Annotated in this window: 15 protein-coding genes; 13 read left to right on the top strand and 2 right to left on the bottom strand. The window is 70.7% G+C overall.

Annotated elements, in window-relative coordinates; translation table 11 throughout:
* Positions 1-175: 175 nt before the first annotated feature.
* The gene (locus ACFYZ8_RS23935; protein WP_388537310.1) at positions 176-1303 is read left to right on the top strand and encodes a ferrochelatase; all 1128 of its coding nucleotides are present in this window, start codon (positions 176-178) and stop codon (positions 1301-1303) included.
* A gap of 8 nt (positions 1304-1311) precedes the next feature.
* Positions 1312-2127, top strand: coding sequence for an inositol monophosphatase family protein (locus ACFYZ8_RS23930; RefSeq protein WP_388537309.1), 816 nt, complete (start codon positions 1312-1314; stop codon positions 2125-2127).
* Between the two features lie 109 nt (positions 2128-2236).
* On the opposite strand, the gene ACFYZ8_RS23925 is transcribed toward ACFYZ8_RS23930, so the two are convergent.
* Positions 2237-2401 (bottom strand): hypothetical protein, encoded by a 165-nt coding sequence (locus ACFYZ8_RS23925; RefSeq protein WP_185806268.1) that lies wholly within the window; start codon positions 2399-2401, stop codon positions 2237-2239.
* Between the two features lie 410 nt (positions 2402-2811).
* On the opposite strand from ACFYZ8_RS23925, the gene ACFYZ8_RS23920 reads away from it, so the two are divergent.
* The 4 genes from ACFYZ8_RS23920 to ACFYZ8_RS23905 all read left to right on the top strand — a co-directional run bounded on the left by ACFYZ8_RS23920 (position 2812) and on the right by ACFYZ8_RS23905 (position 6358).
* Positions 2812-3465: a response regulator transcription factor gene (locus ACFYZ8_RS23920; RefSeq protein ID WP_030605557.1), complete on the top strand. Its 654-nt coding sequence runs from the start codon at positions 2812-2814 to the stop codon at positions 3463-3465.
* A gap of 6 nt (positions 3466-3471) precedes the next feature.
* Complete coding sequence (locus ACFYZ8_RS23915; protein WP_359037207.1) at positions 3472-4710, top strand: HAMP domain-containing sensor histidine kinase; 1239 nt, start codon at positions 3472-3474, stop codon at positions 4708-4710.
* A gap of 405 nt (positions 4711-5115) precedes the next feature.
* Entirely contained in the window at positions 5116-5412 is a 297-nt protein-coding gene (locus ACFYZ8_RS23910) for a DUF4193 domain-containing protein (RefSeq protein WP_005481602.1), read from the top strand.
* A 13-nt stretch (positions 5413-5425) separates the two neighbouring features.
* On the top strand, positions 5426-6358 hold the full coding sequence (locus ACFYZ8_RS23905) for a hypothetical protein (RefSeq protein WP_359037205.1): 933 nt from the start codon (positions 5426-5428) through the stop codon (positions 6356-6358).
* Positions 6359-6429: 71 nt separating this feature from the next.
* Here the strand turns inward: ACFYZ8_RS23905 and ACFYZ8_RS23900 are convergent, their stop codons facing one another.
* Complete coding sequence (locus ACFYZ8_RS23900; RefSeq protein ID WP_359037203.1) at positions 6430-6894, bottom strand: DUF3093 domain-containing protein; 465 nt, start codon at positions 6892-6894, stop codon at positions 6430-6432.
* Positions 6895-6952: 58 nt separating this feature from the next.
* On the opposite strand from ACFYZ8_RS23900, the gene ACFYZ8_RS23895 reads away from it, so the two are divergent.
* From ACFYZ8_RS23895 to ACFYZ8_RS23865, 7 genes are all read left to right on the top strand, one after another.
* Positions 6953-7537 (top strand): PaaI family thioesterase, encoded by a 585-nt coding sequence (locus ACFYZ8_RS23895; protein WP_388537307.1) that lies wholly within the window; start codon positions 6953-6955, stop codon positions 7535-7537.
* Entirely contained in the window at positions 7534-8094 is a 561-nt protein-coding gene (gene dut, locus ACFYZ8_RS23890) for a dUTP diphosphatase (protein ID WP_359037199.1), read from the top strand. Before ACFYZ8_RS23895 ends, dut begins: the two co-directional genes overlap by 4 nt.
* Position 8095: 1 nt before the next feature.
* Positions 8096-8854, top strand: coding sequence for a DUF3710 domain-containing protein (locus tag ACFYZ8_RS23885; RefSeq protein WP_359037197.1), 759 nt, complete (start codon positions 8096-8098; stop codon positions 8852-8854).
* 156 nt (positions 8855-9010) lie between these two features.
* Positions 9011-10177, top strand: a complete 1167-nt coding sequence (locus ACFYZ8_RS23880; protein WP_388537306.1) for an alginate lyase family protein — start codon at positions 9011-9013, stop codon at positions 10175-10177.
* A gap of 125 nt (positions 10178-10302) precedes the next feature.
* Complete coding sequence (locus ACFYZ8_RS23875; RefSeq protein ID WP_359037192.1) at positions 10303-10995, top strand: ABC transporter ATP-binding protein; 693 nt, start codon at positions 10303-10305, stop codon at positions 10993-10995.
* Positions 10996-12169: 1174 nt separating this feature from the next.
* A complete protein-coding gene (locus tag ACFYZ8_RS23870; protein WP_388537305.1) occupies positions 12170-14725 on the top strand; it encodes an ATP-binding protein in 2556 nt (851 codons plus the stop codon).
* Positions 14722-15405, top strand: coding sequence for a response regulator (locus tag ACFYZ8_RS23865; RefSeq protein ID WP_359037188.1), 684 nt, complete (start codon positions 14722-14724; stop codon positions 15403-15405). The genes ACFYZ8_RS23870 and ACFYZ8_RS23865 overlap by 4 nt, the downstream gene beginning before the upstream one ends.
* The last annotated feature ends 34 nt before the right edge of the window (positions 15406-15439 follow it).

Here is a 15439-nt window from a genome sequence, read left to right as displayed (position 1 = left end):
TCCGGTGGGCCGGTGAGTACGGCTCGAGCAGCGGTAAGGCGCGAACACGCCCCATACAGCTTACGAGTGAGGCGACCCTAACGCACCCGCTTGGACACATGTACGAACGGCCGGGGAACCCGGGTGGTCACCCCGCCGTTTCCCGGCTGTCAGTACCGGATGACAGGATCGACCCATGCGAGACGCGCTCGACGCCACCCCCTACGACGCCCTGCTCCTGCTCTCGTTCGGAGGCCCCGAGGGCCCGGACGACGTGGTCCCGTTCCTGGAGAACGTGACACGCGGGCGTGGCATCCCCAAGGAACGCCTGAAGGAAGTCGGACAGCACTACTTCCGGTTCGGCGGGGTCAGCCCCATCAACGACCAGAACCGCGCCCTGCTGGACGCCCTCCGCAAGGACTTCGCGGACCACGGCCTGGGGCTGCCGATCTACTGGGGCAACCGCAACTGGGCGCCCTACCTCACCGACACCCTGCGCGAGATGGTCGCCGACGGCCACCGCCGCATCCTGGTCCTCGCCACCAGCGCCTACGCCTCGTACTCCGGCTGCCGCCAGTACCGCGAGAACCTCGCCGACTCACTGGCCGCCCTGGAGGCCGAGGGCCTGGAGCTGCCGAGGATCGACAAACTCCGGCACTACTTCAACCACCCCGGGTTCCTGGAGCCCATGATCGACGGGGTGATCGAGTCGCTCGCCGAGCTTCCCGAGGAGGTTCGCGACGGCGCCCACATCGCCTTCTCGACCCACTCGATCCCGACCGCGTCCGCGGACACCTCCGGGCCGGTCGAGGGCCACGGTGAAGGCGGCGCGTACGTGGCGCAGCACCTGGATGTCGCCCGGCTGATCGCCGACGCCGTCCGTGAGCGCACCGGCGTCGACCACCCCTGGCAGCTGGTGTACCAGTCACGGTCCGGCGCCCCGCACATCCCGTGGCTGGAGCCCGACATCTGCGACCACCTGGAGGAGCGCCACGCATCCGGCGTCCCGGCCGTGGTGATCGCGCCCATCGGTTTCGTCTCCGACCACATGGAGGTCCTCTACGACCTCGACACCGAGGCGAAGGCCAAGGCGGAGGAGCTCGGCCTGCCGATGCGCCGCTCGGCGACCGTCGGCGACGACCCGCGCTTCGCCGCCGCCGTGCGCGACCTGGTCCTGGAGCGTGCCGCCGTGGAGCGCGGACAGGAGGTCGCGCCCTGCGCCCTCGGCGCGCTCGGGGCCGACCACAACGTCTGCCCGGTCGGCTGCTGCCCGGCCCGCGCCGCCAAGCCCGCCGCCGCGGGCGTCGACAGCCCCTACGCGTGAGGAGCCCCGTGACCGACCCCCTGCCCGCGGAACTGCTTCGGCTGGCCCAGGAGGCCGCCCGACGCGCCGGCGCCCTGCTGCGGGACGGCCGCCCGGCCGACCTCGCCGTCGCCAGGACCAAGTCCAGCCCCATCGACGTGGTGACCGAGATGGACATCGCGGCGGAGAAGCTGATCACGGACCTGATCTCCGGGCACCGCCCGGACGACGGCTTCCTCGGCGAGGAGGGCGCCTCCACCGAGGGCACCAGCGGCGTCCGCTGGGTCATCGACCCCCTCGACGGCACGGTCAACTACCTGTACGGGCTGCCGACTTGGTCCGTCTCCATCGCGGCCGAGCGGGACGGCGAGACCGTCGTCGGGGTCGTGGCGGCGCCGATGCGCGGCGAGACGTACCACGCGGTCCGCGGCCAGGGCGCCTGGGCCACCGGCGCGTGGGAGGGCGAGCGCAGGCTGACCTGCCGCCCGGCGCCGCCCCTGGAGCAGGCCCTGGTGTCGACGGGCTTCAACTACGTCACCGAGGTCCGCACCCACCAGGCCGAGGTGGCCCAGAAGCTGATCCCCCTCGTGCGCGACATCCGCCGCGGCGGTTCGGCGGCGGTCGACCTGTGCGACCTGGCCGCTGGCCGCCTGGACGGTTACTACGAGCGCGGCCTGAACGCCTGGGACTACGGGGCGGGCGACCTCATCGCCCGGGAAGCGGGCGTCCTGACCGGTGGCCGCCCCGGAGAGCGCCCGAACCCCGGCCTCACCGTCGCCGGCACGCCGGGAGTCTTCGAGCCCCTCCAACGGCTCCTGGAGGACCTCGGCGCCTGGCACGACTGACGGGCCGACTCCGGGCGAACACCGTGAACAACCCCGGACACCGACGCAGCGGGCCCCCGGCGCTGGATTCGCCGGGGGCCCGCTGTCGTGCCGCGAAGCCGATCAGACGCTAGGCGCTGACCTCCACACCGTGTTCGGCGGCGAGGCGGCGCAGGTCGTCGAGCTCGCCCTGCTCCACCTCGACGAGGAAGTCGTCGCCCTCGTCAAGAGCCCGCGTCAGATCGGTCTCGGTCGCCCTTATGCGCTGCAGAAGTCCTGCGGTGAATGCGTCCATGCTGCGCCCCCTCGTCCTGGGTCGTGGGTCGGTGGCACGGGGGTGTGCCGATCGGAAGGGGCGATCACGTCTCCTGCAGGTGCCCAGCGCTGCCCTGCTGGGCGGCGACGGTGCCGGACACCCACGCCCGCTCTGCGGAAGCGGATCGCAGCGTGCCGCATGGTGGTACGGCACATGCAGAGGGTGATCGCGGGGTGTAAAGCCGTCCTCCCCCCGCTCCCTTCGACGGAAACCTCAACCGCGCGAGAAAATCCCGCATTCCCGCTCTCACACCTGTCTTTCAGGCGCCCCTCATCCGCCTTACCGCCGACTTATGGCCGAAAAGGGCAGGATGGAGACCGACACTCACCCGAACTCCTGCCCGTGCGCCCGAGCGCGCTACGCGGGTGGACACAGGAAGGACAAGCGACGTGCGCGTACTCGTCGTCGAGGACGAGCAGCTGCTCGCCGATGCGGTGGCCACCGGACTGCGCCGGGAGGCCATGGCCGTCGACGTCGTGTACGACGGTGCGGCCGCTCTGGAACGCATCGGCGTCAACGACTACGACGTGGTCGTCCTCGACCGCGACCTCCCCCTGGTCCACGGCGACGACGTCTGCCGCAAGATCGTCGAACTCGGCATGCCCACCCGCGTGCTGATGCTCACGGCGTCCGGCGACGTCAGCGACCGCGTCGAGGGCCTGGAGATCGGCGCCGACGACTATCTGCCCAAGCCCTTCGCGTTCAGCGAGCTGACGGCACGCGTGCGTGCCCTCGGCCGGCGCACCAGCGTGCCGCTGCCGCCGGTCCTGGAGCGCGCCGGGATCAAGCTCGACCCCAACCGCCGCGAGGTCTTCCGCGACGGCAAGGAGGTCCAGCTCGCCCCCAAGGAGTTCGCCGTGCTCGAGGTGCTGATGCGCTCCGAGGGCGCCGTCGTCTCCGCGGAGCAGCTCCTGGAGAAGGCCTGGGACGAGAACACCGACCCCTTCACCAACGTGGTGCGGGTGACCGTCATGACCCTGCGCCGCAAGCTGGGCGAACCCGCGGTGATCGTCACCGTCCCCGGCTCCGGCTACCGGATCTGATACCCCGTGGCCTCGACACCCGCACCTCCCCAGGCACCTCCGAAGCCCACCTGGGACCCCAGGCGGCCGGCGCCCCAGCTGCCCTGGCTGCGTCCCACCATCCGTATAAGGCTCACGCTGCTGTACGGCGGCATGTTCCTGATCGCGGGCATCCTGCTGCTGTCGATCATCTACCTGATCGCGGCCCAGGCGCTGAACGTCGGCAGCGAACTGCCCTTCAAGATCACCTCGGGCAATGTCACCAGCGACATCTGCAGCAACCTGCCCTCGAGCGGCACCTCCGAGGTCATGAACAAGGCGATGGACAAGTGCGTCAACGACCAGCGCCAGCACGCCCTGGACGACCTCCTCAGCCGCTCGCTGCTGGCCCTGCTCGGTCTCGCGATCATCGCCTTCGCCTTCGGCTACGCGATGGCGGGCCGCGTCCTGTCGCCGCTCGGCCGGATCCTGCGCACCGCGCGCTCGGTGGCCGGCTCGGACCTCTCCCGCCGTATCGAGCTGGACGGCCCGGACGACGAGCTCAAGGAACTGGCCGACACCTTCGACGACATGCTGGAGCGCCTGGAGCGGGCCTTCACGGCCCAGCAGCGCTTCGTCGGCAACGCCTCGCACGAGCTGCGGACGCCCCTGGCGATCAACCGCACGCTCCTGGAGGTGCATCTGTCGGATCCAGGGGCACCTGTGGAGCTGCAACAGCTGGGCAAGACGCTGCTGGCCACCAACGAGCGCAGTGAACAGCTCGTGGAGGGCCTGCTGCTGCTCGCCCGCAGCGACAACCAGATCGTCGAGCGCAAGCCCGTGGACCTCGCCGAGGTCGCCGGGCAGGCGGTCGACCAGGTGCACCGCGAAGCCGAGGCCAAGGGCGTGGCGATCCGCGGTGAGCAAAAGACAGCGGTCGTCCAGGGCAACGGCGTCCTGCTGGAGCGGATCGCGCTGAACCTGGTGCAGAACGCCGTGCGCTACAACGTTCCGGAAGGCGGCTGGGTCGAGGTGACCACGGAGGTCCAGCACGGCCAGGCGGTGCTCACGGTGTCCAACACGGGCCCGGTCGTGCCGGCCTACGAGGTCGACAATCTCTTCGAGCCCTTCAAGCGGCTGCGCGGCGCCGACCGCACCGGCAGTGACAAGGGCGTCGGTCTCGGTCTGTCCATCGTGCGGTCCGTGGCGCGGGCGCACGGCGGCCACATCACCGCTCAGCCACGCGAAGGGGGTGGGCTCGTGATGCGAGTCACCCTTCCGGTCTGAGACCATGGCCCCCGCACTGAGATCGACATACAGGGATGTTCGCTTTGCGCGGAATTTTCTGGGCACCTGGAGAACCACCCCATGTGTGATCGATCACAAGGGAGAATTTCCAGCCATCCACTCTCCGTGATCATGCACCCTGTCGGAAAGCCGGGATAATCCGGGTTTTCAGGGGTCCTGATCACGGGAAGTACACGGTGAGACGCCTTTGAAGTGCGGGATTCGGACCGTGTACGGTCCCGATCGCCATCCAACCCGATCACTCAAGAGGAGTCCGGTTGGGTGTCGATTGAGTAACAGACCTTGATGTGAGGCAAAATCTCCGCCTCGGGTCGGGCACAAGTCCGGCCTCTCACGCGTTACGTGCGCTGGAGACACCGCAGACACCCAGAGGGGGAGAGCGACATGGCAACGGATTACGACACCCCACGCAAGACCGACGACGACGTCGATTCGGACAGCCTTGAAGAGCTCAAGGCGCGTAGGAACGACAAGTCGACATCCGCAGTGGACGTCGACGAGTTCGAGGCCGCCGAAGGCCTGGAACTGCCCGGAGCGGACCTCTCGAACGAAGAGCTGGCCGTCCGGGTGCTTCCCAAGCAGCAGGACGAGTTCACCTGCATGAGCTGCTTCCTGGTGCACCACCGCAGCCAGCTGGCCCGCGAGAAGAACGGCCAGCCGATCTGCCGCGACTGCGACTGAGGGCGGGTCGGGCATGACTGGCTCGACCCCTCCTTGGAAGCGCCGCTCTCCCCGGAAGGGGGCGGACCAGGGGCCGTTCGACGGCCCCCATCGCGCGCGTGACGACGAGCGGGGCTCTTCCGATCAGGGAGCCTCGCTCGAACCGGTGGGCGACCGGGCTGACCTCCCGGTGCCGGCCGATTCGACCAGGACGCCCGCGCCCGTCGCCGGGTTGGGGGTCCCCCCGCTCGAGCGAAGTCGAGAGCGGGGGAGGGTGTCGGCGATCCGGGACAAGGCCCGGGAAGGGGTCCGCAAGGGCGGCAGCCGGGCGAGGGCGGGCCTGTCGTACCTCGCTGACCGGATCATCGAGATAGCCCCGCGTGTGCCCGTACGGGACCTCGCGACCCTGCGCCGCCAGTTCCCCGGACTCGGACCCGAGGAGATCGCGGACAAGCTCGTCACCGGCGCCGCGAGCGCCACGGCGACGGTCGGAGCGGGGGTCGGCGCGGCGGCGATGCTTCCCGTGCCGCCGGCGATGCCGACCGAACTGGCCGCCGAGATCACCGGTGTGGCCGCGATCGAGCTGAAACTGATCGCCGAACTGCACGAGGTGTACGGGGTACGGCCGCCCGGCAACCTCAAGGAGCGCAGCACCGCGTACCTGAACTCCTGGTCGGGGGAGCGCGGGATCGACGTGAAGAAGCCGTCGACCGTGAGCGGCGCGCTGAACGGCCCGATGAAGCAGCAGCTGCGGCAGCAGATCATGAAGCGGATGATCCGTGACCTGCCGAACCTGATGCCGTTCATGGTGGGCGCGGCCGTGGGGGCGGTCATGAACCGCCGGGACACCAGGAGACTCGCCGAGCACGTCCGCAAGGACCTGCGGAGGATCCAGGTGCCGTGGGACGAGCTGTCCCGACTGCCCACCCTGGAGACTCCGGCGAACCCGCTGGAGCTGGAGGGGTAAGACTTCCGTGTGACTTCCGTGTGACTTCCGGGCCCGGGCCCCACCGTCGGGTGAAGCTCTGCACGAACGTTCTAGGCGGCGGCCGTTCGAGCCGACTCCAGCGCCTCGGCCAGCCGCTCCGGCTCCCGCGTCGACAGATACAGATACGGCGTCGGGTCGTCCGGGTCGATGACCTCCACCTTCAGCGCCCTGGGAATGTAGGCGCGCAGCAGCAGGAAGGCGCGGGTGTCGGCCTTGTGGGTCCGCCAGGCGCGGGCCTCCTCCGGATCCAGGACCTCCGCCTCACCCAGCGCGGACACCGGGATCTTCGCCTCGCCCGCGATCAGCGAACCCCCCACGACCCGGATGCGCAGCGAGCCGTAGGAGCTCGCGACGACCGCCGCGGCGGCGGTGCCGCCGACCAGGCCGCCGAGCAGCGGAAGCGTCCCGAACGGGAGCAGGATCAGGGCGAAGGACACCCCGACCAGGAGGGAGATCAGCCACCAGGAGCGGGGGGCGGTGAGGCGTTCGTCGTACGGGACGGCGGAGGGCTGCATGAAACCAAGCTTGGCACGGTGTCCTGACAGAGCCGACGCGCGGGTAAGGTCTGCGCCTGTGAGTGGTACTTCCCCGGCTCTCCAGCCTCCCGCCGACGCGTCGCCACCTGTGCGGCACCCGGACGCACCCGCGCCCGGTGAGCTGCTCGGCGCGCACTACGGCCAGTGTTTCGGCTGTGGCGGCGAGCAGCCTCACGGGCTGCACCTGGAGGCGCGGGCAGGCGAGGGGGTCTCGGTCACCGCCGAGTTCACCGTGCGCCCCGCCCATCAGGGTGCTCCCGGACTCGCGCACGGCGGGGTGCTGGCGACCGCCCTCGACGAGACCCTGGGATCGCTCAACTGGCTGCTGCGCACGATCGCCGTGACCGGGCGCCTGGAGACCGACTTCGTGCGGCCGGTGCCGGTCGGCACGGCGCTGCATCTGGAGGCCGAGGTGACCGCGGTGGCCGGGCGGAAGATCTACTCGACCGCCACCGGCCGGATCGGCGGCCCCGAAGGACCCGTCGCGGTCCGCGCGGACGCCCTGTTCGTCGAGGTCAAGGTCGACCACTTCATCGACAACGGCCGCCCGGAGGAGATCCGGGCCGCCATGGACGACCCGGACCAGGTCCGGCGTGCCCGTGCCTTCGAGGTGAACCCGTGACCCGTGACCCCCGTCAAGAACTCGCCGTGCTGATCCGGCGCGTCGACCCCGACGTACCGCTCCCGTCGTACGCGCACCCCGGTGACGCGGGCGCCGATCTGCGGACCACCGAGAGCCGTGAACTGAAGCCCGGGGAGCGGGCCGTGCTGCCCACGGGGGTGTCTGTGGCGCTGCCGGAGGGGTACGCGGCCTTCGTACACCCCCGATCCGGTCTCGCCGCCCGCTGCGGTGTCGCTCTCGTGAATGCCCCGGGGACGGTTGATGCCGGGTACCGTGGGGAGATCAAGGTGATCGTGGTGAATCTCGACCCGCACGAGCCGGTGCGGTTCGAGCGCTTCGACCGGATTGCCCAACTCGTCGTCCAGCAGGTCGAGAGGGTCCGCTTCCAGGAGGTCGCGGAGCTTCCCGACTCGGCGCGGGCCGAGGGGGGCTTCGGGTCCACCGGCGGTCACGCCGCCGTGGGCGACGGGGGCGATACAAGCGCTGAGGCCGCCCTGGGCGGCACAACGGGTGGGAATCGATACGCATCGGTCGTATCCGACCGGGAAGGACAGTGACGTGTTCGGACGTCGCAACAAGAAGGGTGCCGCCGAGGACGCGGCCGGCGAGGCCGAGCAGGTCGTCGACAGTGTCGACGCTGAGGCGGACGACGTAGAGCGCGAGCGCGTACGGCTGGAGCCGGAGCCCCGCCCCGACGGGCCCTGGGACGACACCGAGGTCCGCGACCCCGCCGAGGGCCGCGTGGACCTGGGCGGTCTGTTCGTACCGGGCGTCGAGGGCATGGAGCTGCGGGTCGAGGTCGCGGGCGACGCGATCGTCGCGGCCACCGTCGTGCTGCGCGACAGCGCCATCCAGCTCCAGGCCTTCGCCGCTCCCAAGCGCGAGGGCATCTGGGGCGAGGTGCGCGAGGAGATCGGCTCCGGCATCACCCAGCAGGGCGGGATCGTCGACGAGGTCGAGGGTCCGCTGGGCTGGGAGCTGCGCGCCCAGGTACCGGTGCAGCTGCCGGACGGCACGGGCGGCTTCCAGGTCGTGCGGTTCGTGGGTGTGGACGGCCCGCGCTGGTTCCTGCGCGGTGTGATCTCGGGCCAGGGCGCGGTGCAGCCGCAGGCGGCCGGGCTCCTGGAGCAGATCTTCCGGGACACGGTCGTGGTCCGCGGCGAGGGCCCGATGGCGCCCCGCGACCCGATCGTCCTCAAGCTGCCCAACGACGCCCAGATGGTCCCCGAGGGCGTCCAGCAGCAGGACGAGGGCTCCCGCTTCTCCGGCGGCATGGGTCAGCTCCAGCGCGGACCGGAGATCACCGAGGTCCGGTAGTCGTAGTCGTACGACGTCGAGGGCCGTACCCCGTCAGGGGTGCGGCCCTTTTTCGTGCGCGGAGTCTTGACGGTGCATTGGTCTGTACCTACGGTCATCCGCCAACGCCTATGTTCATAGAGGCGCTTGACGTTCACATACGAGAACGGAGCCGCTATGCATCATTCAGTACGGCTGGTGGTCGTCACCGCGTTCACCCTGGGTGTCCTCGCACGACCCGCCGAGGCCGCTCCCGCCGCCTTCGTCCACCCCGGAGTCACCGTCTCCCAGGCCCAGTTGGACTTCGTCCGCGGAAAGGTGAACGCGGGTGCCCAGCCCTGGAAGGGCGCCTTCGACAAGATGCTGGCGAGCAAGTACGCCGATCTGAACCGCACGCCCAGGCCGCGCGCGGTCGTCGAGTGCGGGTCGTACTCGAACCCCGACCATGGCTGCACCGACGAGCGCGAGGACGCGATCGCCGCCTACACCGACGCCCTCGCCTGGTACATCACCCGGGACGAGCGGTACGCCAGGAAGGCCGTCCAGCTCATGGACGCCTGGTCGGCGGTGATCACGGACCACACCAACAGCAACGCGCCGCTGCAGACCGGCTGGGCCGGTTCCTCGTGGCCCAGGGCCGCCGAGATCATCAAGTACACGTACACCGGGAGCTGGCCGAACTCCGGGCGCTTCGCGACCATGCTGCGGAACGTCTATCTGCCCGAGGTCATCAACGGCTCGAACTCCAACGGGAACTGGGAGCTGTCGATGATGGAGGCGGCCGTCGGCATCTCCGTCTTCCTGGAGGACAAGGCGTCGTACGACAAGGCCATGGGGAAGTTCCGCACCCGTACCGCGGCCTATGTCTACCTCGACTCCGACGGCGAGCTGCCGAAGACGGTGCCGAGCCAGAACCTCAACACCCGGGACAAGATCGTCGGTTACTGGCAGGGGCAGTCCACCTTCGTCACGGGCCTCACCCAGGAGACCTGCCGGGACCTCACGCACACCGGGTACGGCATCTCCGCGATCTCGCACGTCGCCGAGACGAGCCGGATCCAGGGGCAGGAACTCTACGGCACGGACGTGGGCGAACGGCTGCGGCAGGCGCTGGGGTTCCAGGCGAAGTACGAGCTGGGGACGGCCGTGCCGAGCCGGCTGTGCGGCGGGTCGCTGAAGCTGGGGCTGGGGCCGGTCACCGAGGTCGGGTACAACGCGCTGCACAACAGGCTTGGCATGGGCATGACCAACACGCAGGCACTGACCGAGCGCAACCGCCCGGCCGGCAGCAACAACCTGTTCGTGGCGTGGGAGACCCTCACCCATGGGGACAACCCGAGCTGAAGCGTTGAAGGCCGGGCGCCGTACGGTGATACTGGCGCCCGGTTTCACGAGTCTGACGGGTTACGGGCTCCAGGGTTTTACGGGCTCAAGGGCTCAAGGGCTGAAGGGCTCACGGGGGAGGACGCATGACTCAGGTGGTCACCGAGACCATGGTGCGGGTCGAGGACATCCACAGGTCGTTCGGTGAGGGGGCCGCCGCGGTGCACGCGCTGCGCGGGGTCTCCTTCGAGGTGCCGCGCGGTGAACTGGTCGCCCTCAAGGGGCGCTCGGGCTCCGGGAAGACCACGCTCCTCAACATCGTCGGCGGGCTCGACCGGCCCGACCGGGGGCGGGTCGTGCTCGACGGGGTGGACCTGGCCGGGCTGGACGAGGACGGGCTGCTGGCCCTGCGCCGGGACCGGATCGGCTTCGTGTTCCAGTCCTTCGGGCTCATCCCGATCCTCACGGCCGCCGAGAACGTCGGCGTGCCGATGCGGCTGCGCAGGATGGACGCACGCGCGCGTGAGGAGCGCGTCGAGCTGCTGCTGGCCCTGGTCGGCCTCGCGGACCACGCCAAGCAGCGGCCCGGTGAGCTCTCCGGGGGCCAGCAGCAACGGGTCGCCATCGCCCGCGCCCTCGCCAACAACCCCTCCCTCCTCATCGCCGACGAGCCGACCGGCCAACTGGACGCGGAGACCGGTCACGCCGTCATGGAGCTGCTGCGGGCCGTCGTACGCAGCGAGAACGTCACGGCGCTGGTGGCCACACATGACGCGACGCTGCTGGACCTGGCCGACCGGGTGCTTGAGGTGGGGGACGGGGAGATCGTGGGGGGTTGAGGGGGTTCTCGCCTGTTGGGGCGGGATCTACGGGTGCTCGTGGCGTGTGGGGGTCTGCCCACTGTGCCGTGGGGCCTGTTCGGGAGTGGGGCGGGGGGTCGTGGGGTTCGCGTGAGCTGCCAGGGGCGGTGCGGTGCGGTGCGGACGTGGCGGGTGGGCCGGCCGGGCGTGTTCGCTGGGGGTCGGGCCCGTTCGGAATCGGGTCGAGGGGCGTGGGGTGCTGCTGCCGTGGCGTCTGGCCGGGGGTTTGTGCGTGCGACGGCTCGGGTGCAGGGCTGTTCCTGCGTGGCCGGGCCTGTCCGAGGTGGGCCGGGTTTCTGGTGTCGGCGTGTTCCGCTGGGCTGGAGGGGCTGCTGTGGTGGGCGGTGCGGACGTGGCGGGTGGGCCGGCCGGGGGGCGTTCGCTGGGCGGTCGGGCCCGTTCGGAATTGGGCCGCGGGTCCTGTGGTGCTGCTGCCGCGGCGCGTGGCCGGGGTTTTGTGCGTGCAAGGGCTCGGGGGTGTGGCTGGTCCAGCGTGGCCGGGCCTGTGCGAGGTGGGCCGGGCTTGTGGTGTCGGCATGTTCCGCCTGGGCTGGGTGCGCTGCTCTGATGAGCGGTGCGGACGTGGCGGGTGGGCCGGCCGGGCGTAGGGGTGTTGACTGGGCGGTTTTGCGCGTGCAGGGCTGTTCCGGCGTGGCCAGGTCTGTCTGAGGTGGGCCGGCCACGCGCGTACGGGTGGTCACTGCGCGGTCAGGCCCGTTCGCAAGTGTGGGCAGCGATCGCTGCCGGGCTGGGGAGCCTCGCGTTCCGAGGCGGACCCTGTGCAGGGTCGCCCCTGTGCTGCCGGACATGTCGCTGAGGCGAGCCGGGTCCGTGGCGTCTGCATGAGCCGTCGGGCAGGGAACGCCGCCGTGGGACGTGACGCGAGTCCCGCGCTCGAGGCGGACCGTGTGCAGATCGCCCAGCGCTGCCGTACGTGTCCCGCGAGGCGGGCCGGGCCCCTGGCGTCGGCAAGGTCTGCATGGCAAGGATCGCCCCCCCGCGCTGCCGGGCAGGGCCCCGACCCGTTCCTACCCACCCCCCGTCAGGGTTGTGTCAAAGAGCGGGCCCACGCCGCCGTCGGCCCCCTTTGTCGGGATTGTTGGCCGTAAGGTCGGCGCTGCGTAGGCAGTGGTGACCGGAAGACAATGAGCTCATGGGACGCGGCAAGCTTCGGATCTACCTCGGTGCGGCACCGGGCGTCGGCAAGACGTACGCGATGCTGTCCGAGGCGCACCGCAGGATCGAGCGGGGCACCGACTGTGTCGTGGGGTTCGTTGAGCATCACGGACGGCCGCGCACCGAGGTGATGCTGCACGGGCTGGAGAAGATCCCGCGCCGCGAGATCGAGTACCGGGACTCCGTCTTCGCCGAGATGGATGTCGACGCGGTACTGCGCAGGGCCCCCGCCGTCGCCCTGGTGGACGAACTCGCGCACACCAACATCCCGGGCTCGCGCAACGCCAAGCGCTGGCAGGACGTGGAGGAACTGCTGGCGGCCGGGATCGACGTGGTCTCGACCGTGAACATCCAGCACCTGGAGTCCCTAGGCGACGTCGTCGAGTCGATCACCGGGGTGCGCCAGCAGGAGACCGTGCCCGACGAGTTCGTGCGGCGGGCCGACCAGATCGAGCTTGTCGACATGTCGCCCCAGGCGCTGCGGCGGCGCATGGCGCACGGCAACATCTACCAGCCGGACAAGGTCGACGCGGCCCTGTCCAACTACTTCCGGCCCGGCAACCTCACCGCCCTGCGCGAACTCGCGCTGCTGTGGGTGGCCGACCGGGTCGACGAGTACCTCAAGCAGTACCGCAGCGAGCACCGCGTCTCGAAGATCTGGGGGTCCAGGGAGCGGATCGTGGTCGGGCTGACCGGCGGGCCGGAGGGGCGGACCCTGATCCGGCGGGCCGCGCGGCTGGCCGAGAAGGGCGCGGGCGGTGAGGTGCTCGCCGTCTACATAGCCCGCAGCGACGGGCTGACCTCCGCCTCGCCCAAGGAACTCGCCGTCCAGAGAACCCTCGTCGAGGATCTTGGCGGAACCTTTCACCACGTCGTCGGCGACGACATACCCGCCGCCCTGCTCGACTTCGCGCGCGGGGTCAACGCCACCCAGATCGTCCTCGGCTCCTCCCGCCGCAAGACCTGGCAGTACGTCTTCGGCCCCGGCGTCGGAGCGACCGTCGCCCGGGAGTCCGGACCCGACCTGGACGTGCACATCGTCACCCACGACGAGGTCGCCAAGGGACGCGGCCTGCCGGTCGCACGCGGCGCCCGGCTGGGGCGGGCCCGGATCCTGTGGGGCTGGCTGGTCGGCGTGGCGGCACCGATGCTCCTGACCGTCCTGCTCACCACCGTCGACCTCGGCCTCGCCAACGACATGCTGCTGTTCCTTGCGGTCGTGGTCGCGGCGGCCCTGCTCGGCGGACTCTTCCCCGCGCTCGCCTCGGCCGCGGTCGGCTCGCTGCTGCTGAACTACTTCTACACACCGCCCCTGCACCGCTGGACCATCGCCGACCCGAAGAACATCGTCGCCATCGTGATCTTCGTCGGCGTCGGCATCTCCGTGGCCTCCGTCGTCGACCTGGCCGCCAGGAGGACCCACCAGGCCGCCCGGCTGCGCGCCGAGTCGGAGATCCTCTCCTTCCTCGCCGGGAACGTGCTGCGCGGTGAGACCCGCCTGGAAGAGCTCCTGGAGCGCGTCCGGGAGACCTTCGGCATGGAGTCGGCGGCCCTGCTGGAGCGGGCGAGCGACGTCGAGCCGTGGACCTGCGCGGGCCGGGCCGGGCTCGGACCGCCCGTGGAGCGGCCGGAGGACGCCGACGTCGACATGCCGGTCGGCGACCACATGGCGCTCGCGCTCACCGGCCGGGTGCTGCCCGCCGAGGACCGCCGGGTGCTCGCCGCCTTCGCCGCCCAGGCCGCCGTAGCCCTGGACCGCCGCAGGCTTCAGGAGGAGGCCGACCAGGCCCGCACGCTGGCCGAGGGCAACCGCATCCGTACGGCGCTCCTGGCCGCCGTGTCGCACGATCTGCGGACGCCGCTGGCGGGGATCAAGGCCGCCGTCTCCTCGCTCAGGTCCGACGACGTGGCCTGGTCCGAGGAGGACCGGGCCGAGCTCCTGGAGGGCATCGAGGAGGGCGCCGACCGGCTCGACCACCTCGTGGGCAACCTGCTCGACATGTCCCGCCTGCAGACCGGCACGGTCACCGCGATCATCCGCGAGATCGACCTCGACGAGGTGGTGCCGATGGCGCTCGGCGGGGTCCCCGACGGCAGCGTCGAACTGGACGTACCGGAGTCGCTGCCGATGGTCGCCGTCGACCCGGGCCTCCTGGAGCGGTCGGTGGCCAACCTGGTCGAGAACGCCGTCAAGTACAGCCCGCCCGGCACCCCCGTCCGGGTGTCCGCCAGCGCCATCGCCGACCGGGTCGAGGTACGGGTCGTCGACCGCGGCCCCGGCGTCCCCGACGAGGCCAAGGAGCGCATCTTCGCGCCCTTCCAGCGCTACGGCGACGCCCCGCGCGGCGCCGGGGTGGGGCTCGGGCTCGCGGTGGCCCGGGGTTTCGCGGAGGCCATGAACGGCACTCTCAACGCCGAGGACACGCCCGGGGGAGGCCTCACCATGGTGCTGACGCTCCGCGCGGCGGACACGCACGCACAGCTCCTCGTAGACCCCTTCGACGAGGCGGAACCCGAAAGGCAGGCCACATGACCAGAGTGCTGGTCATCGACGACGAGCCGCAGATCGTGCGCGCCCTCGTGATCAACCTCAAGGCGCGCAAGTACGAGGTGGACGCGGCGCACGACGGCGCCACCGCCCTCAGGCTCGCCGCCGCCCGCCACCCCGATGTGGTCGTCCTCGACCTGGGCCTGCCCGACATGGACGGCGTCGAGGTGATCAGGGGGCTGCGCGGCTGGACCCGGGTGCCGATCCTCGTGCTGTCCGCCCGGCACTCCTCCGACGAGAAGGTCGAGGCGCTCGACGCGGGCGCCGACGACTACGTCACCAAGCCCTTCGGCATGGACGAGCTCCTGGCCCGCCTCAGGGCCGCCGTGCGCCGCGCCGAGCCCACCGGGGGCGACGAGGACGACGTCCTGGTGGAGACCGACGAGTTCACCGTCGACCTGGCCGCCAAGAAGGTCCAGCGGCACGGAAAGGACGTCCGGCTCACGCCCACCGAGTGGCACCTGCTGGAGGTGCTGGTCCGCAACACGGGCCGGCTCGTCAGCCAGAAGCAGCTTCTCCAGGAGGTCTGGGGGCCGTCGTACGGGACGGAGACGAACTACCTGCGGGTCTACATGGCCCAGCTGCGGCGGAAGCTGGAGGCGGACCCCTCGCATCCCAAGCACTTCGTCACGGAACCGGGGATGGGATACCGGTTCGAACGCTAGTGCTGCGGGTACAACGCTGTCGGCGCACCCCGGT

Origin of the sequence: Streptomyces sp. NPDC001668, assembly GCF_042893155.1 — a bacterium.
In the GTDB taxonomy this organism is placed as follows: Bacteria; Actinomycetota; Actinomycetes; order Streptomycetales; family Streptomycetaceae; genus Streptomyces.
The sequence above is the reverse complement of the archived record's forward strand: the minus strand, read 5'-3'. Positions and strand labels throughout refer to the sequence as shown.

Coding starts and splice junctions, on each gene's coding strand:
- ACFYZ8_RS23905 (WP_359037205.1), top strand. CDS start 5,426: ATGACTGGCTCGACCCCTCCTTGGAAGCGCCGCTCTCCCCGGAAGGGG.
- ACFYZ8_RS23925 (WP_185806268.1), bottom strand. CDS start 2,401: ATGGACGCATTCACCGCAGGACTTCTGCAGCGCATAAGGGCGACCGAG.
- ACFYZ8_RS23910 (WP_005481602.1), top strand. CDS start 5,116: ATGGCAACGGATTACGACACCCCACGCAAGACCGACGACGACGTCGAT.
- ACFYZ8_RS23880 (WP_388537306.1), top strand. CDS start 9,011: ATGCATCATTCAGTACGGCTGGTGGTCGTCACCGCGTTCACCCTGGGT.
- ACFYZ8_RS23870 (WP_388537305.1), top strand. CDS start 12,170: ATGGGACGCGGCAAGCTTCGGATCTACCTCGGTGCGGCACCGGGCGTC.
- ACFYZ8_RS23875 (WP_359037192.1), top strand. CDS start 10,303: ATGACTCAGGTGGTCACCGAGACCATGGTGCGGGTCGAGGACATCCAC.
- ACFYZ8_RS23935 (WP_388537310.1), top strand. CDS start 176: ATGCGAGACGCGCTCGACGCCACCCCCTACGACGCCCTGCTCCTGCTC.
- ACFYZ8_RS23900 (WP_359037203.1), bottom strand. CDS start 6,894: ATGCAGCCCTCCGCCGTCCCGTACGACGAACGCCTCACCGCCCCCCGC.
- ACFYZ8_RS23865 (WP_359037188.1), top strand. CDS start 14,722: ATGACCAGAGTGCTGGTCATCGACGACGAGCCGCAGATCGTGCGCGCC.